The following is a 26,238-nucleotide window of genomic DNA, read 5'->3' as shown; positions in this document are numbered from 1 at the left end:
TCGTCTCGGCGCCCCGGGGGCCGGTCATGAGGCGTTCGCGACGATGTCCTCGCAGATGGCGTGGCTGATCAGCGCGTCGTCCGCGCTGATCGTGCGGCCGTCGCGGACCGCGGTGAGGAACTCCAGGCAGATGCGCTCGATGCCACGCTGCCGGGCGACCGGGACCCAGTCGGGCCGCCTGGTGAGCGTCTCGCCGCCCGCGTAGTCGGTCACGTCGCCCAGGTTGACCACCCGGCGTTTGACGCCGTCGCCCATGACCTCGCAGGTCTCCTCCGTGGCCCCGCTGACGCGGTTCATCAGGCCGATGGCGGTGAAGCCGTCGCCGGACAGCTCCAGCACGATGTGCTCGATCAGTCCGTCCTGGACGCGGGTCCTGATCCGGGTCTCGGCGACCTCGCCGGGCGCGAGGAAGCGGAGCGTGTCGACCACATGAATGAAGTCATCAAATATCGCCCGGCGGGGCACGTCGGGGTAATTCTCGCGATTCTTCGCCATGAGCACGAGGTGCCGAGGGAGGGCGAGAAGTCCGGTGTATCCGGGGGCGTACCGGCGGTTGAAGCCGACCATCAGCGAGCGCCTCTTCGCCTTCGCCAGCCGTACGAGAGCCTCGCAGTCGGCCAGGTTGTCGGCGATCGGCTTGTCCACGTAGACGTGCGCCCCGGCGTCGAGCAGGGGCTCGACGATCTCGCGGTGGGCCCCGGTGGCGGCGTGCACGAACGCGACCTCGACCCCGCTCTTGATCACGTCGTCCACCGAAGTGGACCGGGCGGCGATCCGGTAGGTATCGCCGAGCCGGTCCAGGGTCTTGCTGTTGCGCGTACAGAGGTGCAGGTCGAGGCCCGGCTGGGCGGCGAGTACGGGCAGGTACGCCTTCTCCGCGATGTCGCCCAGGCCGATCATGGCTGTTTTCACGCCTCGAGCGTAGCCGCGAGCGCCTCGTCGATAGGCGTGGGCGCGACACCGAACGTCCGCTGGAAGGCCGAGGAGTCGAGCACGTACGGCGCGGTGAACTGGTAGCGGACGTGCTTCAGCTCCCTGACCATCGGCGAGAACAGGCCCATCGCCTGGACCAGCGGCCACGGCAGCGTGGCCAGCTTGGGCGCGGGCCGCCCCTCGATGGCCGCCATCCGCTCACCGATCTGGCGGAAGCTGAGCGGGTCGCTGGTGGGCACGTGCCACGGCCGCCCCCAGGCCCGCTCGTCGGTGCCCGCGACGATCAGCGCGTCGGCCACGTCGGGCAGGTACGTCCAGCTGTGCGGAATGTCGGCCGGGAACACCAGCTGGATGGTCTTGCCCGCCCTGAACGGCACGAGGAACCGCCCGCCCAGATGCGACTGGTCGGTGGCGCCGGGGCCGAAGTAGTCGGAGCCGCGCACCTCGGTCGTCCGGATCCGGCCCGCCTTGTGCGCGGCCAGCGCGTCGTTCCAGATCTTCGCCCGCACCTGAGCCTTCGGGGTGGCCGAGGCGAGCGGCAGGTCCTCGGTCATCGGGCCCTTGACCGGGCCGTAGGGGTAGAGATTGCCCAGGATGACCAGCACCGCGCCCGTGGCCTCCGCGGCGCCGAGGAACGACTCGGCCATCGGCGGCCAGTCTGTCAGCCAGCGGTGGTATTGCGGGTTGACGCAGTTGTAGAGGACATCGGCGCCCTTGGCGACCTCCGTCAGCCGGGCCACGTCGGCGACGTCGGCCGCCACCTTGTGGACCCCGGCGGGACCGCTGCCCGAGCGGGTCACCACGGTGACCTCGTGCCCCTGGGCCAGGAGCTTGGTGGCCAGATGCGTGCCGACCTGGCCGGAACCCACGACGACGTGCTTACCCATGATCAGACCTGCTTCCAGACGATGCGGAGGACCGCGTTGAGGACGAAGAGCGCCGCGAAGACGGCGGCCGGTGCGACCCGGCCCGCGGCGTAGAGCGCCAGGGCGCCGCCGCCGAACCAGAGGATCTCCAGGGCGACTCTGGCCAGGCCGGTCAGCGGGAACGTGGCGTTGGCACCGCCGCCAGCACCGAACAGGGCCCAGGCGCCGATGAACAGCGCCACCCCGCCGAGCCCGGCGAGGAGCTTGATCGCCCAGTCGGGGCTCACGGTGAAGCCCCAGTACCCCACGGAGACCAGAACACCAAGCTCCAGGAAGAACATCAGAGCCATGTTGGCTCCCTTGGCGATGCTCAGCATTTCAACCTCCGCGTGACTGCCGTTCGCTTACAAGAGCAATGCTCTCTCATCAGAGCGGCAATCGTCAAGAGCGGTGCTCTCGTTTTTTCGCAGTGCTCTGATATGGTCGGAACATGACTGCGAGCCGTACCGCGAGAGAACGTGTCAGGGCCGAGCTGACCAAAGAGATCACCGACATCGCCCGTCGCCAGCTGGCCACCGAGGGCGCGGGCGGCCTCTCCCTGCGCGCGGTGGCCCGCGAGATGGGCATGGTCTCGTCGGCCATCTACCGCTATTTCCCCAGCCGCGATGATCTGCTGACCGCGCTGATCATCGACGGCTACAACGCGCTGGGCGCGGCGGTGGAGCGCGCCGACGAGGACAGCCCGCCCGGCGACTTCGCGGGGCGCTGGCTGGCCGTCTGCCATGCCGTACGCGACTGGGCGCTGGCCCATCCGCACGAGTACACGCTGTTGTACGGCTCCCCCGTGCCCGGCTACCAGGCGCCGGAGGAGACGATCACGGCCAGGCTGCGCGATGTGGCGGTGTTCGGCCGGATCACCGCGCAGGCGTACGACGCGGGCGCGCTGACCCCGCCCGACCTCGCCCGGCCCGCCCCCGCCGCGCTGTCGGCGGACGCGGCGAACCTGCGCCAGATCATGCCCGGGGTCCCCGACGACCTGATCTTCCGTGGCCTCACCGCGTGGACCGGCCTGTACGGTTGGGTCAACTTCGAGGTGTTCGGCCAGTTCGAGAACACGATCGACGACAGGCGTGGGAGCTTCGAGCAGTCGGTGCGCACGTTGGGCGCGCTGCTGGGCCTCAAGCCCGCGTGAACGCTTTGCCTGCCCACCTGCCCGCCTACCTGCCGGGCTCAGGCTCGGGTGAAGAGCGGGACCATGACCTCGTCGGCGATCTGCACGAGAAGCTCGTCCGGGATGGGCAGGCCCTGGAAAAGGAAGTGCTGCCGGAGCAGCGCCTGACCGGCGTCGAGCCGGCGCGGGGTCACGTCCTCGGGGGCGACCTCGCCGCGCTCGACCGCCCGCCGGACGATCTCCCGCATCAGCCGCCTGCCGGTGCCCTGCGAGTTCTCCCGGAACGTGGCGGCCCGCGACTCATCGCCCAGCGCCTCGCTGAGCAGCCCGCGCATCGCCTCACCCGCGGGACCGGCCAGCGCCTCGGCCGTCCGCCGCAACGCCGCCAGTATGTCGCCGCGCAGGCTGCCCGTGTCGGGGACGGACAGCGCGTCGGGCAGTACGTGATAGACGGCGTCCATGACCAGCTCGATGCGGGTGGGCCAGCGCCGGTAGAGCGAGGCCTTACTGGCCTTGGCCCGCTCGGCGACGCGCTCCATGGTCAGCCGGGCGTAGCCGACCTCGGCGAGTTCGGCGAGGGTCGCCTGATAGATGGCGACGTTGAGCGCCTCGCCGCGCCGCCGCGGCAGCTTGCGGTGGTCGGTGACCATGACAGGCATCCTATGAGGCCGCGGTGACCGTGCCCGCGCCGTCATCTGAGACCGGGGCCACCACACCCCCGTCAGAGACCGCGGCGGCCGCATCCCCGCCAGGGTCGGAGGCGGCCGCATCCCCGCTTGAGTGGGCGATGACGACGGTGCCCGCGTCCCCGTCGACGGTTACCACCTGCCCGTCGACCAGCGTGGACGTGCCTCCGGCCGTACCCATGACGGCCGGGATCCCGTACTCCCTGGCGACGATCGCGGCGTGCGAGGCGGCGCTCCCGGTGTCGACGACGACGGCCGCCGCACGCTGGAACAGCGGGGTCCACGACGGGTTGGTGTAGGGGCAGACGAGCACGTCCCCGCTCGTCAGGCCGCCGAACTCGGCCGGATCCCGGATGACCTTGACCGGCCCGGTGGCGCTGCCGCCGCCCGCGGGCGTCCCGGTCACGATCGCGTCGCCCGCGTCGCGGACGGGGAAGATCGCCCGCGGGTCGATGAGCCGCACGCCCGAGAGTTCCTCCCGCTTGGCCGCCCGCTGCTGCACGACCGCCCGCAGACCGTCGAGGCACTCGTCGGAGGCGGCCAGGTCCTTGATCGACTCCAGCTCCTCCAGCCGCAGGTGGAAGACGTCCTCGGGCCGCTGGAGCACGGCCGCGTCGCGCAGCCGCGCCCCGATCTCCAACAGCGACCGACGCAGGATGGGCAGCGGGAGCGTGAAGTAGAAGTGGCTGTCCTCGCGGAACGCGTGACCCGCGCGAGCCGCCTCGACCCAGCGTACGACCCGGGCCCTCCGGCGCCCGGCCCGCAGCAGGGGGTGACGGAGCAGCCGCTCGAACGCCCCGCCCGCTCCCAGAGTCGCCTTGCCCGCTCCCGCAGCCGCTCCGCCCACTCCCACTCCTGCGGCAGCCCCGCTCGCTCTCGCTTCCGCCGCCGCCCCGTCCGCGGCGGGCGCGGGAGAGGGCGGCTTGGACGCGAGCACCCTGATCGTTCCGAGGACGATTTCCGGAGCCTCACCCCAGGTGGGCGGGGTGGCCAGAATCGGAGTCACCGTCTCCCGGTGCCCATATTCGGCGAGGAAGTCGCGCAGTTTCGCGGCGAAGCCGGAGGGCATCGGATCCGCGTCGAGCGCTCCGGTCGCCCGGGCCTCCTCGGCCAGTTCCTCCAGCGCCTGATTGGCGTCGGAGGTACGGGTACGCGCGCCGGTCATCAGCTCGCCGAACAGCGCGCCGCGCCGCAACAGCTTGACCGCCACCAGCAGCCGCAACAAGGCGAGCCCGGTACCAGGCAGGTAGTCGGTACGCAGGTCCGTCACCGGCCGGACCAGGTCCAGTGCCTGTCTGGGCACCCGAATCAGCTCCGGCCAGGGCATCGAGGCCAGGTCACGGGCCGCCAGCTCGCGGTTCGCGGCAAGGAAGGTCTGGAAGCGCGGATCCTCCGTCCACCGGGCGGGATCGTAGCGCCTGGCCCGCCGAACGAGCCGGAAGGGGATTGCCAGCAGACCGGCTGTCACCCGCGGAGAGCGGGGCACCAACCGGTAGACGACGCCGTCCTCCTCCTGCAGAAAGTCCTCGAACACCCCCTTGATGCCAAAGGCCGCCGCGACCTTGGCCATCATGCCCGCCGGACCGTACGGCAGCCAGGTCGTCATATCGATCGGATAGGGGCGTACGGGCAGATACTCAAGCAGAACGCTGCCGACCTTGCGCTGGACCGGGTTGAGCGACCCCACGGGCGGCGGCGGAAGCGCCGTCATGGGACGGGCCTGGACCAGGCTCACCCGGCCGCCCGCGTACGCCCACTCGATGTCCTGCGGGCGGCCGAACCGAACCGCGACCTCGCTCGCCAGCCGGGCCAGCTCAGCGAGCGCCGCGCGGGGCAGCGCCTCGCCGGCGGTGGGGTCTCCGGTCTCGTGTACGACGCCGCCGCCGGCCGTACCGCGGATGACCACCTCGCGACGGCCCGGCGTGAAGGAGGTGATCCGCCCCGAGGCGTCGAGCACGTAGTGGTCGGGCGTGACGAGTCCCGAGACGACGGCCTCGCCGAGCCCGCTGCTCGCGTCCACGACGATCTGCGTACGGTCGCCGGTGACCGGGTTCGCGGTGAACAGCACGCCGGCCGCCTCCGACTGGACCATGCGCTGCACGACGACCGCGATACGCACCTCGGCCGCGTCGACACCCCGCTTCTCGCGGTAGGCGACGGCCCGCTCGGTCCAGAGCGAGCCCCAGCACCGGCGGACCGCGTCGACCACCGCCTCCGCGCCCACGATGTTGAGGTAGGTGTCCTGCTGCCCGGCGAACGCCGCCCCGGGCAGGTCCTCCGCGGTGGCACTGGACCGAACCGCCACGGGGCCGCCGCCGAGCTCGGCATAGGCGCCGGTGATCGCCTCGCGCAGGTCTGGGGGGATGTCCACGTTCTCGAAGTACGTACTGGTGTCGTGCCCGTCGGCGACCAGTTCGTAGGCGGCGGTGGTCACGACGAAACCGCCCGGGACGGGGAAGCCCTTCTTGACGAGCTCGCCCAGGTTGGCGCCTTTGCCTCCGGCCAGAGCCAGGTCGCCGCGGCCGAAGGCGTTCAGGGGTGCTACGAGTTTCACTGGCCCTCCTTGGCTTTCACTCGGTCCTCGTCGGCTTTCACTTGCTCCTGATCGTCTTTCACTTGGTTCTCTTCGGCTGTTCACCGGCTCTCCTCGACTGTCACTGGTTCTCCTCGGCGTAGGCGGTGGTGCGGAGCGGTCGCGCCGGCAGCGCGAACGCGAGGACGAACGCCACGGCGAGCAGCGGCGCCATGGCCGCGAACACCGGTGGCACGGCCGTGGCGAAGGCGTCCCGCACGCTGCCGGGCAGGTCGGCCGCCTCCGTGGCGGTGATGCCGGACCTCCAGGTGATCAGCGCCCCCACCAGCGCGACCCCTGCCGAGGCGCCGATCTGCCGCGTGAACGTCACCGCCGAGGTCGCGGTGCCGAGATCGGCGTAGTCGACGGCGTTCTGCGTGGCCAGCACCATGACCTGCATGACCAGCCCGACGCCGAGCCCCATCAGCAGCATCATGGCGGCGATCGCCACCGCTCCTCCGCGGTCGCCCACGATCCCGATCAGCGCCAGCCCGGCCGCCGTCAGCGCCGTGCCCGCCACCGGGTAGGGCTTGTAGCGCCCTGTCCTGGTGATGAGCCTGCCGGAAACGATGGTGGTGGTCAGCACGCCTCCCATGAGCGCGGTCACCAGCAGGCCCGCCTGGGTGGCGGTGGAGCGCAGGGCGATCTGCAGGTAGGCGGGCATGTACGCGATGGTCCCGAACAGGGTGAATCCGATGAGCAGGCTGATCGCCACGGGCACGGCGAAGGCGCGGTCGCGGAACAGACGCAGCGGCAGAATCGGATCGGCGGCGTACCGGGCGCTCACCAGCCACGCCGCCCCGCCCGCGACGGCCAGGGCGAGGAAGGCCAGGTTCCTGGTCTGTCCCAGCATGACCACGCCGACCACGGCGACCGCCAACGTGACCGCACCGGCGAAGTCGATCGGCGCGCGATTCTCGACCGTGACCTCGGGCTTGGGGAGCCGCAAGGTCGCCGTCAGCACGACCAGGGCGAGCAGCCCGAGCGGCGGGTAGATCGCGAAGATCCACCGCCAGCTGAGCCGGTCGATGAAGAACCCGCCCAGCAGCGGTCCACCGACCGCGGCGACCACGTACGCGGCACCGATCAGACCCAGGTAGCGACCGCGCTCACGCGGGCTGACGACCTCCCCGATGATCGCCTGCGCCCCGATCATCAGCCCGCCGCCACCGATGCCCTGCACCGCACGGAACGCGATGAACTGCGGCATCGAGGCAGCCACCGAGCACAGCACGGCACCGGTGACGAAGATGACGATCGCCGCCTGCATCATCGGCTTACGCCCGTACCGGTCGCCGAGCTTGCCGTACAGGGGCATCACGACGGTCGCGGCGACCAGGTAGGCGCTGATCACCGCCGGCATCTGATCCAGCCCGCCGAGACTCCCCGCCACGGCGGGCAGAGCGGGCGCCATGATCGTCTGATCGAGCGCGCCCAGCAACATCGCCAGCAGCAGACCCGGCAGCACGAGACCCATGGCACGCTCCTTAGAGAACGAAACGTTCTCTAAGGAGCATACGATTCACCCCATAGAAACGCAACGTTCACTAACAATCGCGAGCGCGTACTAAAGACCGATGTGCGCTACCGCTTCGCCGTGGACCCCACGACGCCCTGATCCCCCTGCCCCGGCGGGAGATCGTGAGCGGCGAGCACTTGGGCCGCATGGTGACGGTGGGCCGCGAACAGCTCCAAAGCGGCGTCGGCGTCGCCGGCACGCAGGGCGTCCGCGAGCAGGCGGTGTTCGTCCGCGATGTGCTCGAGGTAGCCGTCGGAGCTGCGGCCGATCCGGGTCAGCAGGAACAGGTGGATCTGTGAGCGGATCGCCTGCCAAGCTTCACTCAGGCGCCGGTGGTGGGCGGCGTCGTAGACGGCGTCATGGAACGCGAGGTCACAGCGGACCATCGCGTGCGCGTCCGCTGCGCGCCTCATGCCGTCGACCACCTTGTCGATCTTGACAAGGTCCTCTTCGGAAGCGTGGGCGACCACCCGCTGCACGGCCAGGTGCTCAAGCGCGCCGCGCAGGCTGTCCAGTTCGGCGATGTCCTGCGGGGACAGGGTGATCACCGTGGCGCCGCGATGCCACTGGCTGCGGACCAGTCCCTCGCGCTCCAGCAGGAGCAGCGCCTCGCGCACCGGGCCACGGCTCACGTCCAGCGCCTGGGACAGTTCGACCTCGCGCAACTGGGCCCCGGGGGCGTACACGCCGCCGAAGATGGCCTCCCGAACGCGATCGGCGACCTCATCGGCCAACCCTCGACGGCGGGCGGGAGCCACTGTGGCCTGTTCACCCATCAGCTTTACCCTCCAGAGATTGTCTCAATGTTAACAACCTCTCCGCCAGTGTCGTAATGTCGACATTAGGACATTCTCATCCCCGCGCTCCCAGGAAGAAGGCCCACCATCATGAGCGTGTTGAACTCCCCGATCCCACGCTTCCACCTGGCCATGCCGGTCGACGACATGACGGCCGCGCGCCACTTCTACGGCGAGGTACTCGGCCTGCGGCACGGCCGCAGCGCCGAAACCTGGATCGACTGGAACATGTACGGCCACCAGTTCGTCACTCACCTGGCGCCGGCCCGGGCCCAGCAGATCCACAATCCGGTCGACGGCCATGACGTCCCGGTGCCGCACTTCGGCCTGATCCTCACGATCGAGGACTTCCACACGCTGGCCGACCGACTCCGTGCGGCAGGCGTCCCGTTCGTGATCGAGCCCTATGTGCGCTTCGCCGGGCAGGCCGGAGAGCAGTGGACGATGTTCTTGCTCGACCCGGCCGGCAACGCCCTGGAGTTCAAGGCGTTCGCCGACGACGCCCAGGTCTTCGCTGCCTGACCGTACGTACTGCCCGCCTGCCACATCGCATGTCGTGGCACGCCCCTCTTTATGGGTGTTCCGCCGTGCTGCCATCCACCTGAAAGAAAACAGCTCTCGAAAGGATGATCATGAAGGTGTTCCTGATCGGCGCCGCCGGCGGTGTGGGGAACCGGCTGGCCCGCCTGCTGACCGCCCGCGGCGACACGGTGACGGGGATGTTCCGCAACCCTGCCCAGGCCGAGACCGTGCGCGCCTCCGGCGCCACCCCGCTGACCGGCGACCTCATCGCCGACACCGTGGACGACCTGGCGACCAGGATGAGCTCACATGACGCGGTCGTGTTCTCGGCCGGCGCACACGGCACCGGGAGGGACCTCACTACCGCGATCGACGGCAAGGGGCTGGAGAAGGCCGCGGACGCAGCCGCCCGTGCCAGAGTGTCGCGATTCGTCCTCGTGTCGGTGTTTCCCGACGCGCTGCGTGGCGGCGAGCCCAACGAGGGCTTCGAGCACTACATCAAGGTCAAGAAAACCGCCGACGTCTACCTCGCCCGTACCGGCCTCGACTGGCTCATCATCCGCCCCGGCACCCTCCTCGACGAGCCCGGCACCGGCCGGGTCACGGCTGGACCGGCGATCGAGTACGGCAAGGTGCCACGCGACGACGTGGCCGCCTTCATCGACGCGGCCCTGCACGAACCGGCCTTGAACCGCGCCATCGTCGAACTCACCACCGGCGACACACCCATCACCGAGGCGGTCGCCCATCTCCTGCGCCACGCAACCGGCCAGGACGGACCCGCCTGACGATGTCCGGCACGGCAGCCATTGGGTGGTCTTCCTCGCCCTGCGTTGCCCGCCAAGAGCGGCTGCTATGCGGGCGGCCCAGCCGCGTGCGCGTCAGGCGGGCCCGACTCATGCAGCTTGGCGAGGAAGGAAGCCGATTGTCAGGTCCGCGTCCAGCGCGGCGGCCAGCCGTCTCAGGGACGCCACGGTGATGTTGCCACCACCCGTCTCCAAACGGGACACCTGCGGTTGAGTCATCCCCGCACGCTCAGCCAGCTTAGCCAGCTCCGCCTGCGACAGGCCAAGAGCAACGCGCCGGTCGTAGACAAGCTGGCCGAGTCGCTGCTCGGCTTCCGCCTCTTCGTAAAGCCTGGCGTACTCGGGGTCGTTCATCTCACCGGCGAGGCGTCGATGCCGGGTTGTCTGCCACTTGCTGTGCCCGCTCACAGACCTTCCTTGCATTCTGTGGATGGCCCCCGATGAGGGCCGAAGCGGGTGCACTCATCGGGGGCCCGCCCGGCCTGGAGCCACGGGGGGAAGATCCCTGCCGGACGTTCTGCGGCGGCTCCCCCACTCCCCCTCCTCGAGAAGGAGGAGCCGCCTGACCTGGGCTGGCTGCGCGTTCAGCCAGGGCCACACCCGCCAACCGATCCGGAGACGGATTCGGAGACCGATTCGGGAGCGGACGGGTCAGGGGAAGATGGGACGGCCCGGATGGCGCACCAGACGGTACGGCCAAGCCCACGGCCGTGCTCTCGGGTTCCCCAGTCTTGGGAGATCTCACGGACTATCAGCAGCCCACGACCGTCCTCCGCCTCCGGCTCCTGCCGGATGTGCGGGCCGGAGAAGGCGGAACCGGGGTCACGCACCTCCACATAGACCATCTCGTCCGTCGCGGTGACGGTGAGGCCGATGAAGTCGTACGGTTTGGCGTCGGAGTGGCGGAGCGCGTTCGTCACGAGCTCGGACGCCACCAGCACCGCGTCGTCGACAGCAGGATGATCGTCTCCGAGCCATCTGCGCACTTCGGAGCGGGCGTGCGAGACGGACTCGCGAATGCCCACGAGCTGGATCGAGCCGATGACCCTCGGCTCCGCACTCGCTGCTTTCATTACTTCACCCACCCGAAGAAGTCGGCCTCGATCGGCCTTCCAACCATCCCAAGTCTCGGCTACATTGAGTAGTCAATTGACTTCGATAAGCCATCAACCGTTTCGCTGAAAGTCGTGTTGAAACGGTGGCCATCCCCCTGGAGGTCAGATGCCTAAGGAAAGCGAGCTATGCCCTACTGACTCACCGACCGCACTGTTCGGCTTCGAGTTGCGGCGACACCGCAAGGCCAGAGGCTGGTCCCAGATCCGTCTGTCGAAAGCGGTGTCCTACTCCGTCGGCACGATCAGCATGATCGAGACAGCCAGACGGTCACCAACGGAGGAGTTCGCCCGCCACTGCGACGAGGCGCTGGAGGCGGAAGGGGCGCTGATGCGGCTCTGGCCGATGGTCAGTCATGCGCAGGCTCCTCCTTGGTTTCGGCCCTGGCTCGAGGTGGAGGCCACGGCGGAGGCGATCCGGACCTGGGAACCGCTGGTCGTGCCCGGCCTGCTGCAGACCGAGGACTACGCCAGGGCGGTCCTGAGCGGTGATGTCGGCGTGACGTCCGAACAGGTCGAGGAACATGTGATCGCTCGAATGGAACGCCAAAGCATCCTTAGGCGTCCCAAACCGCCATTGTTGTGGATTGTGATCGACGAGGCAGTTCTGCACCGCCCGATCGGCAGCCCCGCCGTGATGTCGGCGCAGCTCACTCGCCTTCTAGAAGATGGCGAAGCTCCCCGGATTACCATCCAGGTTCTTCCCCTCAATGCCTACTCCACGACCGGCCTTGCCGGCGGGTTCGCCATCGCGCAGGCACATGGCGTCTTCGACACAGCGTATGTCGAATCCGCTGGCGTCATGAGTCGAGTAACCGAGCGACCAGAGGACGTCCGCGTCCTAACATATAGATATGAGGGGATTCGCTCAGAAGCGCTGTCCCAACGCGAATCCCTAGACCTGATCAAGGAGACGCTGCAGCGATGGACGAGCTGACCCGCGAACTCGACACAGCTACCTGGCGCAAGTCCACCCGATCGGGGCCCGACGGCGGCAACTGCGTTGAGGTTGCTGAACTGTCCGAAGGACGCCGAGGTGTCCGCGACAGCAAAAACCCCAGTGGTCCGGCCCTCATCTTCACTCCTGGCGAATGGAGCGCCTTCATCAGCGGCGTGAAGGACGGCGAGTTCGACTTGTAAATATGTTCGCACAAAGGGAAGACTCTCCGCTCATGCGGAGAGTCTTCCCTTGATCCGTAAGGCGACCAGCCACGAGGGTTTTAGAGCATCCTGCTGGGCGCAGCGGTTAGCAGCGATGCTCGCAAGCATTCCACGATGGTGAGCCACGCGCCGAGCTCCCTTTGACTGGTGGCATCACCCACAATTCGTCCGCCGAAGAGTGGCCGTCGGTCTCTGTGCTGAGCCCCGCGTCGAGGCCGATCTCATGAGCCTGAGCCCGTTCGTCGCGTTGGCGAAGGGTGCCTGGAGCTTGCTGGCGTATCGCTTGGCCTGCTCAATGCCCTCGTCCTCGCTGGTGGGCGTCTGTCTTAACTCCACCACCACGATAGGCAGTCCCCGACGGGAGTTTGAGCGCGTAATCGGCGCGTAGCTGCGTTCCCCGCCCCGGCCTGCCCCGGTGGCCACGATCTTCCCGCCCGTGACGGTGCACTCGTCAACCATCTCGCGCTGGCCTCATCTCGACCGTTTCAGCGAATCCTCAATGAATTTCACTCTCACCGGCGGAAAGCCCCGCAGGTCACAGCCAGTTCCCACCTGACAAGATCGAGGTCGGGCAAAGAAGCTCATTGCATAACAAAATTCCAACGCGCCATACCTTTCACTGCGCTTAAACTTGTTTTGTTGATGCGATGTTGATTACCGTGTGACCACGTGAGGGACGCCGCCTCCTGATCTGTTCTGGTGCAGCGAGCCGTACAAGGGGATCATCTTGGCCAACCTCGACCGCGAGGCGATGCGGGCCGTGGCGGAGCGGATCCAGCGACTCTCGGACGAGCACTGGTGGGCGCTCGATCCCTCCTGCCACCTGATGGAGAACGACGCATGGGTGGGGCCCACGGGCGCCCGGTTCGACTCCCAGGTCCACGCCGACCGGCGGGAGTTGCAGGACATGCTCACGCAGGCCGTACACAGCGCGAACCAGAAATTGGCTTCCCTTCCGGATAAGCCATGACGGAGTTCACCGGAGTGAAGCCGTCCGAATTCGACGCGATGGCGGGCAAGCACACCGAGGCCGCCAGGCGACTGGAAGAGCTGGCGCAGGCCCTGCACAGCGAATTGCAGGGCGCCGGGCTCGACACTTCTCCGGCGGCTCGGCTGCGGCAGTTGGCCGGACGTGTTACCACGCAGGCTGAGGACCTGCGGCGGCGGCAGAAACTGGTCCACGAGTTGCAGCGGCAGAAGGTCACCTTCGGCATGAGCACGGCAGCCGGGAGCTTCCTCGAGATACCCGACGGCCTGGAGGCCGCCAAGGGGCTACTAGACGGAACGCTGGCCGGTCGCGCCGCGCTGAACGCCGCAGATGGGGATGCCAAGGCGCTTGCCGAACTGAAGAAATACGCGGCGCGGACCGGGGACGCGGAGTTCGTGAAGGCATTCCTGGGCACGCTGGGCACCCAGGGCGTGACGCGGCTGCCTGGCTCGCTGGCCGCGCGACTGCGCGACGCCGGGACCCACGGGGACTCCGATCGCCTGGCCCAGGTCTCCAGCCAGGGCAAGGACGCTCTGCGCATGCTGAGCGCGGCTCTGGCCAGGGGAACCGATCCGAAGAATCCCGCGTACATGGGCGCCGAATTCCTCAAGGACTTGGTGAGGGAGGGCCGGGCCCAGCAGAAGGCCGGCGACACGAAGTACACGGGCTACCAGGCTCAGGCGCTCATCTGGCGTGCCCACGACGGGAAGCCTCCGTACTCGAAGGAGTTCATGGAGGTCGTCGGGCGTGACGTGATCGTCTACGAGTACGAGCAGCGTAAGGATGAATGGGCAGCGAGTAAGGACCTGCTGGGCCGGATGTTCGCGGGAGCCCAGGTTCCCATAGTCGACCTGGCGGGCGCGCTCGGCCTTGGCACCATGCTGAGACCGGGAACGCATGCGGGCAATCCAGGCGCGAAGGCCATGTCATCGTTGGTGGACGACCTTTTCCACGCGGCGAAATCCAGCCGGGAGGCGTCCCACGCCCTGCTGGACCACACGCCGGCCGGGTGGCAGGAGTCTGTGCTGCACTATCTGCTGACGACTCGGTGGGGTGCCTCTCGTTATCTGAGCGACTACGCACCGTTCAATGACATGCTGGTGACAGCTACGACCGGCCGGGATGAGGCCTCCCAGAAGCTGGCTGCCGAGATGATGAAGACCGTCGCCGACGAGGTCCGCTCTGCCTTTGGCAAAGGGGAGAGCGGAAATCTGGAGATAAAGAACAGAGAGACGTTCGATCGTTTCGCACCCCTGGGCTACCCACTGGCCCACGCGATCGCGGCCAACATCGACCAGGTCTCCAATCTCCTCCTGAACCATGCGGTCTTCCACCAGGTCGCGGCCACGGACATGTCCTACGCGCTGGCGCTGGCCACCTCCCACGACACCGGGTTTGAGGCGCTGGTTAGAGCACAGACTGAACACATGCGAGCGGCGCTGGACACCGTGCCTCCGGTCGGTCTCAACGCTTCCAACGCTGAGCGGTTCGGTTTCACAAAGGCCGACGTCAAGGCATTCGACTTCGATGGTGATGGGCGAGTCGACAAGGCTGACATCAAGCAGTTCCTGACAGGCCGGACCGTGGATGAGGCGCGTTCCTTCTCCCACATCGTGGAGATCCGCCGTCAGGTACTGATCGCCCAGGGGTTGGACGACAAGAAGGCGGACGAGTCGCTGAAGACCATGGTGAGCAACGCGATTGGGCTACTCCCCGTGCCGGGAGCCAAGCAGGTGGGCGAACTAGCCGCCGGAGCCTTCGGCAAGTTGATCACTACGGAATATGACAAGCTAACCGGCGCCGCTTATGACGAGATTGCCAAACAGGTCGCCCAGCAGATGTCTGAACATCGGCGGGGCCTGGATGAGACGTACCGGACATTGGCGGACAACCGACTGGCGGTCGAGAGGCTGGCAGAGCAGATGCTCGCCACAACCATGCTGAATAAGGGCCTGCTGGACGACACCAATATGAATGATCGGACATTCGCGGCTGGAACCCCGCCGACGATCAAGCCCTTTGCCGAGATGAGTCCGCAGGAATACAGCGACTTCCTTGAATGGGTTCGGAAGAAAGGCGGAGGCAGCGATGTTTTCGATCGCTTCAGCGGCACCTTTCGCAGGACCAGCGAGGTGGACGATTATCTCGGTCTTGATATCCGGTCCGGAGGCGGAAAATGAGGCATTACTGTCTGCCCGGCGCTCTGGCTGTCCTCGCGTTGCTCACCGTAGCCTGTACCCCGGAAAACAACATCGTCTCCACACCGGCCCCAGCCCTTCAACCGGTCATGGATTCCGCACCATACGTCTGCAAGCTCATTCCTGAGCAGGCGTTTCGCTTGGTAAGCGGTGCACCTGGGTCTCTCGTCGAGAAAACGAGTGGCGGCGAGAAGAGTGGTGAGTGCTGGGCCCCTGATATAACCCCTCGCCATCTGGAGGTGGGCTGGCTCCAAGTGGGCGGCGGGACTAGCCCGGAGAGCTTGGACTTCGTCATGGACGACAGGCGCCAGGTCTACACGAGGTATGGCGGAGTCGCACTTCCTACCGACCTCGGCGACGGCCTGGCCGCATACCTGCCGAATACATCGTTTGCCGACCAACCGTACCGAGTGAGTGCCAAGTTCCGCTGCGGTGGCAAAGAACGAATGATTGACATCTACCTAGCCCAGGTCGCCAAAGGCAGGGACGCGATCAAGGACATGACCGAGCTCATGCGCATCGCCCAAAAACGCTACGGCCACCTGTACAACTGCACCCCCGGCGCCTAGCAAGCGACCCCGCCGCCAAAACCCAGCCAGCCCGTAGCGTCCCAGAATGTCCCACTCACGACACATTCACTTGAGCCCAAAATCGGACTCAGATGCATCTCTGCCACACCGCGATGAACAAAACCACACCCGGATTCCGATGACCGTGCGTCATCGACAACAACCTCTTGCGACGATGTACTCACACACAGTGATCCCGGCCGCCAAGGCCGGGATCCTTCCAGCTACCGAAAAGGTAGGGGTACATGAACGAAGAGGCGGAGACTCGCGACGTGAAACTTCGCGCGGCAGCCGTCGAAGCGACAGCGCGTTCCCGTAATGGGGCCTATCGCGGCCCTCGCGCGCGGCGCCAACATGCGAGCCTCCCGACGAACGGCTGCCCATGCCTGGAAGGCATACACACCGCCATCGCCTCAACGGCGGTCGCCGTTGCCCAGATAAGAGTTGAAATCGCCAGCATCAAGGCGGAGACGTCCCAGGACTTCGCAGCTCTCGGAGACGAGATCGCCGGCCTTCGACGGCACACCCTCGAGCAGCTCACATCCGCCCAGGAGCAGATGCTAGGCAGACTCGACACCCTGCAGCGCACAATGACCGACGTGGGACTGACACTCGATCGGCTGCTGGACAAGGACGGCGCCTAGCGACGAATAGGTCCTGAGTCGTTCGGGAAATGACAAAGGGTGTTGAGGATTTGTCTGTTGTCACAAACCGATCATCAACACCCTTATCACAGACCGTACGTGACGGTCGGTCGGACGAGCGCCGAAACTGGCCGAGGCCCAGTTGCTGACCCTGGCAGTGGCCCAGGACCCACTCGGCCTGCACCCCGAGACCCGCGCCTCCATTCCGGGCCCGCCGACCGCACTCCCTTCGTGGTGAGCGCGGAGATGACTCCCATAAGCGAGGCCATATTGGTGACGGCGTCCAGGCCGGCACCCCACAGCGCAAGCCGGCCCAGCTACCCAGCCAAGGTCGCGTGATGAGGCAACTAGCTGGCGAAGCCCGCGATGAGCCCAATGGTCAGGGCGGTGCGCTCGGGGATGTGTTCGACGATGGCGTGTTCCCCTCGGGAATGGGATCCCGCTCCGACGGGACCGAGTCCGTCGAGGACGGGCCGGCCCAGGGCTGAGATGAAGTTGGCGTCGCTGGCCCCGCCGACGCCGGCCTCACGGAGGTCCCAGCCGTGCTCGATCGCCACCTTGTACGTCCTGGCGTACAGGTCCTGGGAAGCGGGGTTGGGTGTCATGGGCGGCCGGTTCCATTCGCCGGAAAGCGCCACCGAGACCCGGGGGTCGGGGGCGCGCAGCGAGGTGAGTGCGGCGTCCACCCGGGCCATCTCGGCCGGGTCGGACACGCGTACGTCGATGCCGCACGTTGCCTGGCCTGCGGTGACGTTGGTGCCGGTGCCGCCGCTGACCAGGCCGACGTTGACCGTCGTGCCGAGCGAGGGGGCGCCCAGGTCGGCGATCTGGGTGATCAGGTCGGCTATGGCGTGGATGGCGCTGGCACCGGCGGTGGGGTCGAGGCCGGCATGGGCCTCGATCCCGGTGACGGACACCTGGAAGATGCCGACGCCCTTGCGGGAGGTTTTGACCGCGCCGTCTATGGCGCCCTCGAAGACCAGGCTGGCCAGTGCCCCGGCGCTGGCCGCCTCGATGCGGGCGCGGGAGGCCGGGCTGCCGATCTCCTCGTCGCCGTTGAACAGCAGGCGGACCGTGGGATGCGGCAGGCCCAGCTCGCGCAGCCCGCGTACCGCCCAGACCGCCTGGACGAGGCCTGTCTTCATGTCGAAGACGCCGGGTGCGCTGATGACGCCGTCGGTGATCTGCCACGGCCAGTCCGCGAGGGTGCCGACCGGCCACACGGTGTCGTAGTGGCCGACCAGCAGGACGAAGCCGGGGGCGGTGCCCTGGTAGGTCAGTTCCAGCACGTCGCCGTACTGGCCGCCGTCGTGACGGGTGAACTCGTCCGGCTCCCCGGCGCGGTCCACCGCCCAGCGGAAGATCGCGTCGAGTGCCCCGTCCAGGAGCTGCTTGTCGTTGCTCGGGCTTTCCAGTTCGACGAGCGTGCGCAGGTCGTCGAGCATGGCAGGGAGCGCCTGGCGGGTCCACGTGGGAGCCGGTGTCACTAAAGGATCCTTCCGTTTCGGGTGAGGGTTCGGGTGAGGGTTCGGGCGAGAGTTAGGAGGGAACGCCGGGGCCCAGCGGGATGCCGAGCGCCCACCATGCCAGGAAGAACAGTGTCCAGACCACGAGCATGATCAGGCACAACGGCATGGTGAGGGCGATCAGCGTGCCGATGCCGGCCGATTTGCGGTAGCGCTGGATGAAGCCGAGGACCAGCACGAAGTAGGGGCTCATCGGGCTCAGGGCGTTGGTGCAGGAGTCGGCGATGCGGTAGACCGCCTGGGTGGCCTCCGGCGAGATCTTCAGCAGCATCAGCATCGGCACGAAGACCGGGCCGACCAGCGCCCATTGGGCGGAGCCGCTGGTGATCAGCAGGTTGATGAAGGTGACGATGATCAGGATGCCGACAAAGATCATCGGGCCGTTGATCCCGGCGGATTTCAGCAGGTCCGCGCCGTTGATCGCGACGATGGTGCCGATGCCGGTCCACTTGAAGTAGGCCAGGAACTGGGAGATGGCGAAGAACAGCACGAGGACCGGCGCCATCTCGCGCATGCCCTCGGCCATGAACGTGGGCACGTCGTTGCCGCTCTTGATGGTGCCGGCGACGCGGCCGTACACGATTCCGACGAGGCAGAAGGCGACGCCGAGCATGACGGAGATCGCGTTCAGCAGCGGGCCGGTGACCAGGCTGCCGCCCTCGCCGCGTAGCGGTGAGTCGGCCGGGATGATGGACAGCGCGATCAGCGCGGCGATCACCAGCAGCGCGACGCCGGACCAGCGCAGCCCGCGCCGCTCCTTGTCGGACAGCTCCAGCGCGCCTAGGTCGCCCACTTCGGCGTCCTCGTCGATCGGCATGCTCGCCGCCCGCTTGGTGAGGATCGTCTCCGTCACCACGGTGATGACAATGGACAGCACGACCGACGAGCCGATGGAGAAGAAGTAGTTGGCGAGCGGGGTGACGGTGTAGCTCGGGTCGATGGTGTGCGCGGCGTCGGTGGTGATGCCGCCCAGGATGACGTCGAGCGGGGTGACCACCGGGCTGGCGTCGAAGCCGGCCGCGACCGAGACGAACGCGACCACGACGCCGACGATCGGGCTGCGGCCGACCGCGTAGAAGGCCAGGCCGCCCAGCGGGATCAGCACGATGTACGCCGAGTCGGCGGCCACGTGGGAGACCATGCCGGTGAAGGCGAGCGCGAACGTGACCCACCGGGCCGGTACGCGGGAGACGCCCCGGCGCAGGACCGCCGAGAGCAGCCCCGCTCTGTCGGCCACCGCGACGCCGAGCATGACCACCAGGATCGTGCCCAGCGGGGGGAAGGTGGTGAAGCTCTTGATGGCGTCGCCGAGCATCAGCGTGACGCCCTCGCTCGACAACAGGTTCTTCACCGCGACGGTCGTCTTGTCGGCGGGGTTGACCGCCGACACTCCGGCCGCCGACAGGATCCAGCTCAGCGCCATGAGCACGACGCTCAGGATGATGAAGAGCCAGAACGGATGAGGCAGCTTATTACCGGCGCGTTCGACGCTGTTCAGCACGCGCATGGTCACGTTTAAGGCACGTGATTCTTTCTCAGCGGACACGGTCGTCATGGAGACCCGGTCATCCTTTCTTGGTCGTTTCGCCTGAGGCACAGACCGAACGCGAAAGATGCCCCGTCTCTTTATTGCGAGTCCGCACCTGCGGGCCATACTTTAACGGCGGCAGGATCATCTCGCAATAGCTGATTGTCAAGGATGTCTCACCAGTTGAGAGCCGTTGTGCGGGCATGCGAAATCGCCCGCACGATGTCGGGTGTCAAATGAATTTCGACAAACTTAAGACGCCTATAACATTCAGCCGACAAGCCAGCGACTGAGATAGAAAGCGGCAATTCCGACAGCTGTCACGAGCAGGAACCTCTTCGATACCAAACCCACGAGGAAGGTGACCACGCCGCCTATCAGATAAGGGTTCGTCAGGGTCAGCTCGACGCCGTCCCCCGAAGGCGCGAGGACGGCCGGGAACACCAATGCGGCCAGCACGGCCGGCGGCGTGTACCTGAGCAGCGTCTCCGCCAGCGGCGGCATCTCCCTGTCGGCGAAGAGGGCCAGCGGCAGGTAGCGCGGCAGGAAACTGCACAACCCCATGCCGAGGATCAGCAGCGCCATGCTCATCGGGCGATCTCCTTCGTCCTCGTCTTCGCCGCGTACTCGCACGCGGCCCCCACCACCGCTCCCACCACCGCGGCCAGCACGACGCCGAGGTTGTACGGCAGGTCCCGCGCCAGCATCACGGTCACCCCCGCGGCGCAGATGGCCGCGGCCACGCGCCAGTTCGCCAGCCCGATCGCGAGCATGGCGATGAACATGGCGGTCACCGGGAAGTCCAGTCCGAGCCCTCGCACGTCTGGGACGGCCGAGCCGAGGGACATGCCGATCGCCGTGCACAGCATCCAGGTGACGTACAGCAGTGAGGACGCCCCGAGGAAGAACATGTGCTTGTTGTGGGTGAGTTCGCCCTTCCTCAGCCGTTCGATCGCCACGAAGAAGACCTCGTCGATCAGCCCGAACCCGAGCAGCACCCGCCACCGCTGGGGCACTTCCTTGATGTACGGGATCAGGATGGTGGAGTAGAGGAGCATCCGGAGCCCCAGGATGAGCGTGGTGAGGATGATCGCGGCCCAGCCCGTGCCGCCGGCGATGAGGGCGAAGCCGACGAACTGGGCGGTGCCGGAGTTCACGGCCATCGCCAGGCCCAGGGTCGCCCAGCCGGAGAGCCCGCTCGACAGTCCGAGTACGCCTCCGGCGATGCCCATGGGAATGGCGGAGGCGAGGAACGGCACCATGCTCCTCGCTCCGGCGAGGTACTGCTGGCCGGGGGTCAGCGGTGTGACCGCCTGGGGGGTGTTCGTGGTGGTCATGTCAGTGCGCTTCGCTCCGTTGATCTTCCGTAAGTGAAACCGGCGGGTCTTCCGTAGGGGGTGCCGGCTGGTCTTCCGTACGTGGTCCCGGCTGATCCTCCGAACACGGCACCAACCCGTGCAGCAGTGTGGCCACGGCGTCCGGGGCCGTCCGGCAGAAGTAGTGGCCGAAGGGCCCGAGCTCCGCGAGCCGCGGCCGATCGGCGAACAGCGACCAGTCCTCGTACCTCCGCCGGTGGTCAGGGGTCAGCGGATCGTCCGAGGCATGGACGACCGTGAGCGGCGCGCGCAGCCTGGCGACGGGCCCTCGCTCGGCCGCCGCCAGCAGATAGCCGTTGGCCGAACCGGAGTCGTGCCGGAACGTCCTGGTGACGAAGGCCGCCTGCTCGGGTGAGAGCACGTCGAGCCCGGAGTAACCGGTCGCCTCGACGAGCCAGCGCACGATGTCCTCATCCGTCATCGCGTCCACCCGCTCCATGGACTCGCGAGTGGTCCGGGCGTCGTGCAGCAGTTTTCCGGCCACGAAGACGTGGAGCGGCGCGTTTCCGGCCGCTTCCATCAGGCGTGCGGTCTCGATGGCCAGAGCCGAGCCGACGCAGTGGCCCCAGAGCACCACGGGCCGGTCGGCGAGACCGCGGATCTCCTCCACCACCCGCCGCGCCGCCTCCTCGATGGACAGGAAGGGCTCGTCCGGATGGCCGGGGTCGTGGCCCGGCAGCTCCACGCCATAGACGGCCACGTCGGCGCCCGCCTTGTCGAGGGCGGTGGCCAGCGGCTCGAAGTTGACGGCGTTGCCGGCCGCGTAGGGAAAGCACACAAGGACGGACCGGGCTCGGTCGGGGTCGGCCGACAGCGAGCGAAGCAGCGGCGAGCGGGGCGCGCCCTCGTTCAGACGAGCCTCGGCCACCTCACACAGCGGTCCCAGGGTGGAGTTGCGCATCAGGTCGGTGAGTGACACGAGCCCCTCCAACTCCATGACCACCCGCATGGCCGACAGCGAGCTGCCGCCGAGCTCGAAGAAGTTGCCGTCGAGGGTGATCTGCTCCAGCGGCACGTCGAGCACCCTGGACCACGCCTCCGCGATGCGCGGTCCCACCGCTCCGGTGGGACGACGGCCCGTCTCCCCCTCGGCACTCCGCTCTTCGGAACGGTGAAACGTCAGGCGTCGGGGTGCCTGGAACAGCTCAAGGCCGCCGGGCATGCGGCGTCCGTACACACCTGTGGTGGGGATCGTGACCCCGTTGGCGATCAGCACGATCCGCCCCGGCGTGGCGAAGGGCACCCGCAGGCCGTGTTCGTCGACGACCCGCGCCCGATAATGGTCTGCCAGCTTCGGCAGGACGCTCTCGCTCTGTTCCATCGTGATCAGCGCCGCGCTCTCCTCGCCGGGCAGCAGATCGGCGAGGTGATGGAGGGCGGCCGGATCGGCTGTCATCTGCTCGAACGCGGCGATGTAGTACGCCCCCATCCGCGCCACCTGCCAGGGCTCGAAGAGGTGGGCGTGGTAGTGCAGGCTGAGCCGTACCTCGTCGGTGATGAAGTGCCTGGAGAACTCAGCGCGCAGCACGAACTCCGTCTCCGAGTTGGCCCGCACATCGAGCAGGGAGAAGCCGTCGAGCTCCTCCAGTTGCCTGAGCAGGTAGAAGTGCGTGAAGTTGAAGGCCGTCTCGAACAGCGCCTGTTGCGTCCCCAGGTCGTGCTTCATCCGCGCCATCGGGTATCGCCGCGCGGGCAGCAGTTCGACCTCGGCCTGGTAGACGTCGCGCACGAGGCTCTCCCAGGAGCCCTCGCCCGTGCGCACCCGGAAGGGCACCGTGTTGAGGAACAGGCCGATCGAACGGGTGGCGCCCTCCGCCTCGGGCCGGCCGCTGTGCTCGTACCCGGTCATGACGTCGCGCTCGCCGGTGATCAGGGAGAGGACCTTGACGTGCGCGGCCATCGCGACGTTCTTGACCGGCACGGACAGCGCCTCGGCCAGCGCCACGATCCGGTCGGACAGGCCGCGCGGGAACTCCACCTCGTGGAAGACGACGGGGAAGACGTCCGGCGACGCCGATTCCCTCGTGCGGGGCACCTCGGTGAAGGTGCCGCCTTCGAGCACGCCCGCCCAGTAGGAGCGGTGGCCCTCGTCGGCGAGGGACCGGCGCTCCAGTGAGACGTAGTCGCGCGCGTACCCGTCCGGCTCCACGTCAGGCAGCGGCTGTCCGTCGAGCAGCCGGTAGTAGGTGTCGAACAGCGTGGTGTGCACCAGGGTGATGCTCCAGCCGTCCAGTGCGGAGTTGTGCTGGCTGAGCGTGTAGCGGAACAGGTCGTCGCCGAGCACGTGCACGTGCAACCGGACGAGGCCGGGCTCGGTCCAGGTGAAGCGATGAGCCTTCTCCCGCTCCGCCCATACGTGGTACCAGGCGTCCTGTTCGTCCTCGTTCATGCCGCGCAGGTCGGCGATGTACAGCGGTGACGGCGCGTCCTCGTGAACGAGCTGCAGGTACTCGCCGTAGCCGGTGAGGTGGTAGCTGGTACGGAAGATCGGGTTCGCGGCGACGATGTGCCGGACCGCCCGCTCGAAGCATCCGGCGTCGAACGAACTCTGAATCGTGTAGCTGATGATGTCGTGATATTCGACTGTGTTGTGTGACAGTTCGCTCTGAAAGACCAGTCCCGCCTGGAGCTGCGTCATCGGGTAGGCGTCGGCCACCCCGGCCGGGATCTTCGCCCGGTCCTCGGGCGTCAGCAGCTCGAACGGCCCGAGCGGGCGCGTCGCCTGATCCGCGTCCCGCGCGAGAGCGACCAGACTCGCGATGGTCGGATTCTCGAAGAGCTGCTGGAAGGTGAAGTCGAGGCCGCACGCGCGTGCCCTGGCCAGCACGGTGACGAAGTGGATCGAGTTGCCGCCGAGCGCGAAGAAGTTGTCGTGCACACCGACCGATTCGACGCCTAGCACCTCGGCCCAGACGCGGGCCAGGTCCGCCTCCTGCGGCGTGCGCGGGGCGACGTGGTCCACCGCGCGGGCCGGCTCGCCGGGGTCGGGCAGCGCGCGGCGGTCCAGCTTGCCACTCGGACTGAGCGGGAACGAGGCGAGCGTGACGAGGCGGGCGGGGACCATGTACTCCGGCAGCGTGCGCCTCAGGTGCTCCTTGAGCTCATCCTCGGGCAGGGGCTCGGCGGCCACGACGTAACCGCACAGATGATCCTGGCCGCGGGGGATGACGACGGCGTCCCTCACAGCGGCGTGCTGCCGCAGCCGCTCCTCGATCTCACCCGGTTCGATGCGGTATCCCCGCAGCTTGACCTGGTGGTCGATGCGGCCCAGGTACTCGATGCCGCCGTCGGCCAGCCTGCGGGCCAGGTCCCCCGTACGGTAGACGCGCTCCTCGCCCGCTTGGGGCGCGGCGACGAAGCGTTCGGCCGTCAGTTCAGGGCGACGCAAATACCCGCGAGCCAGCTGGACCCCGGCGACGCACAGCTCCCCCGGGACGCCGACGGGCTGGGGTCGCAGGTCCGCGTCGAGCACGTGGACGCGCGTGTTGTCGACCGGCCGCCCGATCGGCACCATGTTCTCGCGGCCGTGGCAGGCGTAGTGGGTGACGTCGACGGCCGCCTCGGTGGGCCCGTACAGGTTGATCAGCCGGCATCCCGTGACCACCTCGTGGAAGCGTCGCACGTGGTGGGCCGGCAGCGCCTCGCCGCTGGCGAACACCTGCCGCAAGGTGCCCAGCCTCCGCTGCTCACCCGGTCCTGAGATGAAGTCGAGGAAGGCCCCCAGCATGGACGGCACGAAGTGCATCGTGGTGACGCCGTGCCGCTCGACCGCGGCGGTCAGCGCCTCCGGTTCCCGCTCCGCGCCGGGCTCGGGCAGGCACACCGACGCCCCCGCGAACGTCCACCAGAACAGCTCCCACACCGAGACGTCGAACGACGTGGGCGTCTTCTGCATGATGACGTCCGCGGAGCTGATCGGGTACGCCTTCTGCATCCAGCCGATGCGGTTGACGACCGACCGGTGCTCGATCCGCACGCCCTTGGGAGCACCCGTCGAACCCGAGGTGTAGATGACATACGCGAGGTCGCGGGCGCCGCCCTCGACCGGCGGCGTGCTCACCTCCTGCGCGTAGGTCCCCTCGTCCATGAGGTCGAGGACGGCGACGTCGTCGCCGACCAGCTCCTGGTGGCGGCGCTGGGTGAGGACGAGGCGGGCGGCGCTGTCATGGAGGATGTACGCGATGCGGTCACGCGGGTTGCCCGGGTCGATCGGCAGGTACGCGCCCCCCGCCTTCAGCACGGCGTAGACGGCGACGAGCATCTCCGGCGAGCGATCCGCCAGCACGGCCACGAGGTCGTCGCGGCCCACGCCGCGGGCGCGCAGCGTGTGCGCCAGGCGATTGGCACGGGCGTTCAGCTCGGCGTACGTGAGCAGGAAGCCGTCGCCCACCACGGCCACGGCGTCAGGGGTCGCGGTGACCTGGCGGCTGAAGAGCTCGTCGAGCCGCACCGAGTCCTCGAAGGCGGCGTCCGTGTCGTTCGCCTTGTCGATCAGCGCCAGATCGTCGTCGGATCGCAGGTCGAAGGCGGCCATCGCCGTGTCGGGCGAGGCGGTGGCCTGGTCGAGCAGCATCACGCAGTGCGTGAGAAGCCGCCGGGCGGTGTCGGGGCCGTGCGTGCCGGTCCGGTGCCGCAGTTCCAGTGCCAGCCCGGCCGGTCCGCGTACGAAGGCGAAGGCGAGTGGGAAGCCGGGCCGTCCGGCGGGATCCGCCTCGTCGCGTACCGCGTCCACGAGCACGTCGGCGAACGGATCGTCCCCCTCCCCCGCCGCGGTCCCGAACTCGGCGGCGAGCAGCTCGATCGGGTAGTCCTGGTGTTCGATCGCGGCCCGCAGCCGGTCCCCGACCTCGCCCAGCAGCCCGCGCAGCGTGGTGTCCCGCGTGACCGGCAGCCGCAGCACCAGCGAGGAGGCCAGCGGCGCGGGACTGCCGGGCACGGGGACAGGAGCGGTGGCCAGCACGGACTCCTCGCCGCCGCCGTAACGCTGGAGCAACGCGCCTAGCACGGCGATCAGCACGGAACGCAGGGCGATGTCCTGGCCTCGGGCCAGCTTGCCGAGTCTGGCCGCCAGCTCGGGGCCGAGGTCGAGCGCGGTCACCGCGCGCGCCGCCTCCCCTGGCGAACCACCGTGCGTGTCGGACGGGAAGCCGGTGCGCTCGGGCAGCGCCGCGAGCTGGGCGCGCCAGAACACCCCCTCGCGGCGACGCTTCGCGGCCGCGACCTTGAGCCTGCCCAGGGTCTCGATGGACTGCATGGCCCCTCCA

Annotated in this window: 23 protein-coding genes; 9 read left to right on the top strand and 14 right to left on the bottom strand. The window is 67.9% G+C overall.

The genetic code is table 11. The annotated features are described in order from the left end of the window. Positions 1 to 24: 24 nt before the first annotated feature. From AB0L53_RS05205 to AB0L53_RS05195, 3 genes are read right to left on the bottom strand one after another with little or no spacing between them, the layout of a single operon-like run. Complete coding sequence (locus tag AB0L53_RS05205; protein ID WP_363990557.1) at positions 25 to 912, bottom strand: Gfo/Idh/MocA family oxidoreductase; 888 nt, start codon at positions 910 to 912, stop codon at positions 25 to 27. Beyond that, complete coding sequence (locus AB0L53_RS05200; protein WP_363990554.1) at positions 909 to 1,820, bottom strand: NAD-dependent epimerase/dehydratase family protein; 912 nt, start codon at positions 1,818 to 1,820, stop codon at positions 909 to 911. The genes AB0L53_RS05205 and AB0L53_RS05200 overlap by 4 nt, the downstream gene beginning before the upstream one ends. 2 nt (positions 1,821 to 1,822) lie before the next feature. Continuing rightward, a complete protein-coding gene (locus tag AB0L53_RS05195; protein ID WP_363990552.1) occupies positions 1,823 to 2,176 on the bottom strand; it encodes a YrdB family protein in 354 nt (117 codons plus the stop codon). Between the two features lie 113 nt (positions 2,177 to 2,289). Between AB0L53_RS05195 and AB0L53_RS05190 the strand changes: the two genes are divergently transcribed. After that, positions 2,290 to 2,991 (top strand): TetR/AcrR family transcriptional regulator, encoded by a 702-nt coding sequence (locus AB0L53_RS05190; protein ID WP_363990548.1) that lies wholly within the window; start codon positions 2,290 to 2,292, stop codon positions 2,989 to 2,991. A gap of 38 nt (positions 2,992 to 3,029) precedes the next feature. On the opposite strand, the gene AB0L53_RS05185 is transcribed toward AB0L53_RS05190, so the two are convergent. From AB0L53_RS05185 to AB0L53_RS05170, 4 genes are all read right to left on the bottom strand, one after another. After that, positions 3,030 to 3,629 carry a TetR/AcrR family transcriptional regulator gene (locus tag AB0L53_RS05185; RefSeq protein ID WP_225290790.1) on the bottom strand — a complete coding sequence of 200 codons (600 nt, stop codon included), beginning with the start codon at positions 3,627 to 3,629 and terminating at the stop codon, positions 3,030 to 3,032. Position 3,630: 1 nt separating this feature from the next. Beyond that, complete coding sequence (locus AB0L53_RS05180; protein WP_363990544.1) at positions 3,631 to 6,210, bottom strand: PEP/pyruvate-binding domain-containing protein; 2,580 nt, start codon at positions 6,208 to 6,210, stop codon at positions 3,631 to 3,633. Positions 6,211 to 6,310: 100 nt separating this feature from the next. Next, on the bottom strand, positions 6,311 to 7,705 hold the full coding sequence (locus tag AB0L53_RS05175) for an MFS transporter (RefSeq protein ID WP_363990541.1): 1,395 nt from the start codon (positions 7,703 to 7,705) through the stop codon (positions 6,311 to 6,313). Between the two features lie 107 nt (positions 7,706 to 7,812). Further along, positions 7,813 to 8,523: a GntR family transcriptional regulator gene (locus tag AB0L53_RS05170; protein ID WP_363990538.1), complete on the bottom strand. Its 711-nt coding sequence runs from the start codon at positions 8,521 to 8,523 to the stop codon at positions 7,813 to 7,815. Positions 8,524 to 8,634: 111 nt separating this feature from the next. Between AB0L53_RS05170 and AB0L53_RS05165 the strand changes: the two genes are divergently transcribed. Both AB0L53_RS05165 and AB0L53_RS05160 read left to right on the top strand, forming a co-directional pair. Continuing rightward, entirely contained in the window at positions 8,635 to 9,066 is a 432-nt protein-coding gene (locus tag AB0L53_RS05165) for a VOC family protein (RefSeq protein ID WP_363990536.1), read from the top strand. Between the two features lie 110 nt (positions 9,067 to 9,176). Next, a complete protein-coding gene (locus tag AB0L53_RS05160) occupies positions 9,177 to 9,854 on the top strand; it encodes an NAD(P)H-binding protein (RefSeq protein WP_363990533.1) in 678 nt (225 codons plus the stop codon). Positions 9,855 to 9,962: 108 nt separating this feature from the next. Here the strand turns inward: AB0L53_RS05160 and AB0L53_RS05155 are convergent, their stop codons facing one another. Continuing rightward, positions 9,963 to 10,280: a helix-turn-helix domain-containing protein gene (locus AB0L53_RS05155; RefSeq protein ID WP_363990530.1), complete on the bottom strand. Its 318-nt coding sequence runs from the start codon at positions 10,278 to 10,280 to the stop codon at positions 9,963 to 9,965. Positions 10,281 to 10,456: 176 nt separating this feature from the next. Further along, positions 10,457 to 10,945 carry an ATP-binding protein gene (locus tag AB0L53_RS05150; RefSeq protein ID WP_363990527.1) on the bottom strand — a complete coding sequence of 163 codons (489 nt, stop codon included), beginning with the start codon at positions 10,943 to 10,945 and terminating at the stop codon, positions 10,457 to 10,459. Positions 10,946 to 11,093: 148 nt separating this feature from the next. On the opposite strand from AB0L53_RS05150, the gene AB0L53_RS05145 reads away from it, so the two are divergent. The 6 genes from AB0L53_RS05145 (at position 11,094) to AB0L53_RS05120 (ending at position 16,544) form a co-directional block, all read left to right on the top strand. Then, entirely contained in the window at positions 11,094 to 11,921 is an 828-nt protein-coding gene (locus AB0L53_RS05145) for a helix-turn-helix transcriptional regulator (protein ID WP_363990524.1), read from the top strand. Then, entirely contained in the window at positions 11,909 to 12,124 is a 216-nt protein-coding gene (locus AB0L53_RS05140; protein ID WP_363990520.1) for a DUF397 domain-containing protein, read from the top strand. The genes AB0L53_RS05145 and AB0L53_RS05140 overlap by 13 nt, the downstream gene beginning before the upstream one ends. 748 nt (positions 12,125 to 12,872) lie before the next feature. Continuing rightward, a complete protein-coding gene (locus tag AB0L53_RS05135; RefSeq protein ID WP_363990516.1) occupies positions 12,873 to 13,115 on the top strand; it encodes a hypothetical protein in 243 nt (80 codons plus the stop codon). Then, positions 13,112 to 15,313 carry a hypothetical protein gene (locus AB0L53_RS05130; RefSeq protein WP_363990513.1) on the top strand — a complete coding sequence of 734 codons (2,202 nt, stop codon included), beginning with the start codon at positions 13,112 to 13,114 and terminating at the stop codon, positions 15,311 to 15,313. The genes AB0L53_RS05135 and AB0L53_RS05130 overlap by 4 nt, the downstream gene beginning before the upstream one ends. A gap of 299 nt (positions 15,314 to 15,612) precedes the next feature. Next, positions 15,613 to 15,900: a hypothetical protein gene (locus AB0L53_RS05125; protein WP_363990509.1), complete on the top strand. Its 288-nt coding sequence runs from the start codon at positions 15,613 to 15,615 to the stop codon at positions 15,898 to 15,900. 245 nt (positions 15,901 to 16,145) lie between these two features. Beyond that, on the top strand, positions 16,146 to 16,544 hold the full coding sequence (locus tag AB0L53_RS05120) for a hypothetical protein (RefSeq protein ID WP_363990506.1): 399 nt from the start codon (positions 16,146 to 16,148) through the stop codon (positions 16,542 to 16,544). Positions 16,545 to 16,891: 347 nt separating this feature from the next. Here AB0L53_RS05120 and AB0L53_RS05115 read toward each other — a convergent pair whose 3' ends face one another. From AB0L53_RS05115 to AB0L53_RS05095, 5 genes are all read right to left on the bottom strand, one after another. Beyond that, positions 16,892 to 18,031 (bottom strand): M20 family metallopeptidase, encoded by a 1,140-nt coding sequence (locus AB0L53_RS05115; protein WP_363990503.1) that lies wholly within the window; start codon positions 18,029 to 18,031, stop codon positions 16,892 to 16,894. Between the two features lie 52 nt (positions 18,032 to 18,083). Then, the gene (locus tag AB0L53_RS05110) at positions 18,084 to 19,577 is read right to left on the bottom strand and encodes an AbgT family transporter (protein ID WP_225290779.1); all 1,494 of its coding nucleotides are present in this window, start codon (positions 19,575 to 19,577) and stop codon (positions 18,084 to 18,086) included. A 291-nt stretch (positions 19,578 to 19,868) separates the two neighbouring features. Beyond that, a complete protein-coding gene (locus AB0L53_RS05105) occupies positions 19,869 to 20,189 on the bottom strand; it encodes an AzlD domain-containing protein (protein ID WP_363990501.1) in 321 nt (106 codons plus the stop codon). Beyond that, positions 20,186 to 20,935: an AzlC family ABC transporter permease gene (locus AB0L53_RS05100; protein ID WP_358429487.1), complete on the bottom strand. Its 750-nt coding sequence runs from the start codon at positions 20,933 to 20,935 to the stop codon at positions 20,186 to 20,188. The genes AB0L53_RS05105 and AB0L53_RS05100 overlap by 4 nt, the downstream gene beginning before the upstream one ends. Position 20,936: 1 nt before the next feature. Next, positions 20,937 to 26,228: an amino acid adenylation domain-containing protein gene (locus tag AB0L53_RS05095; RefSeq protein ID WP_363990497.1), complete on the bottom strand. Its 5,292-nt coding sequence runs from the start codon at positions 26,226 to 26,228 to the stop codon at positions 20,937 to 20,939. Positions 26,229 to 26,238: the final 10 nt, after the last annotated feature.

Origin of the sequence: Nonomuraea sp. NPDC052129, from assembly GCF_040680095.1 — a bacterium.
In the GTDB taxonomy this organism is placed as follows: Bacteria; Actinomycetota; Actinomycetes; order Streptosporangiales; family Streptosporangiaceae; genus Nonomuraea.
The sequence above is the reverse complement of the archived record's forward strand: the minus strand, read 5'-3'. Positions and strand labels throughout refer to the sequence as shown.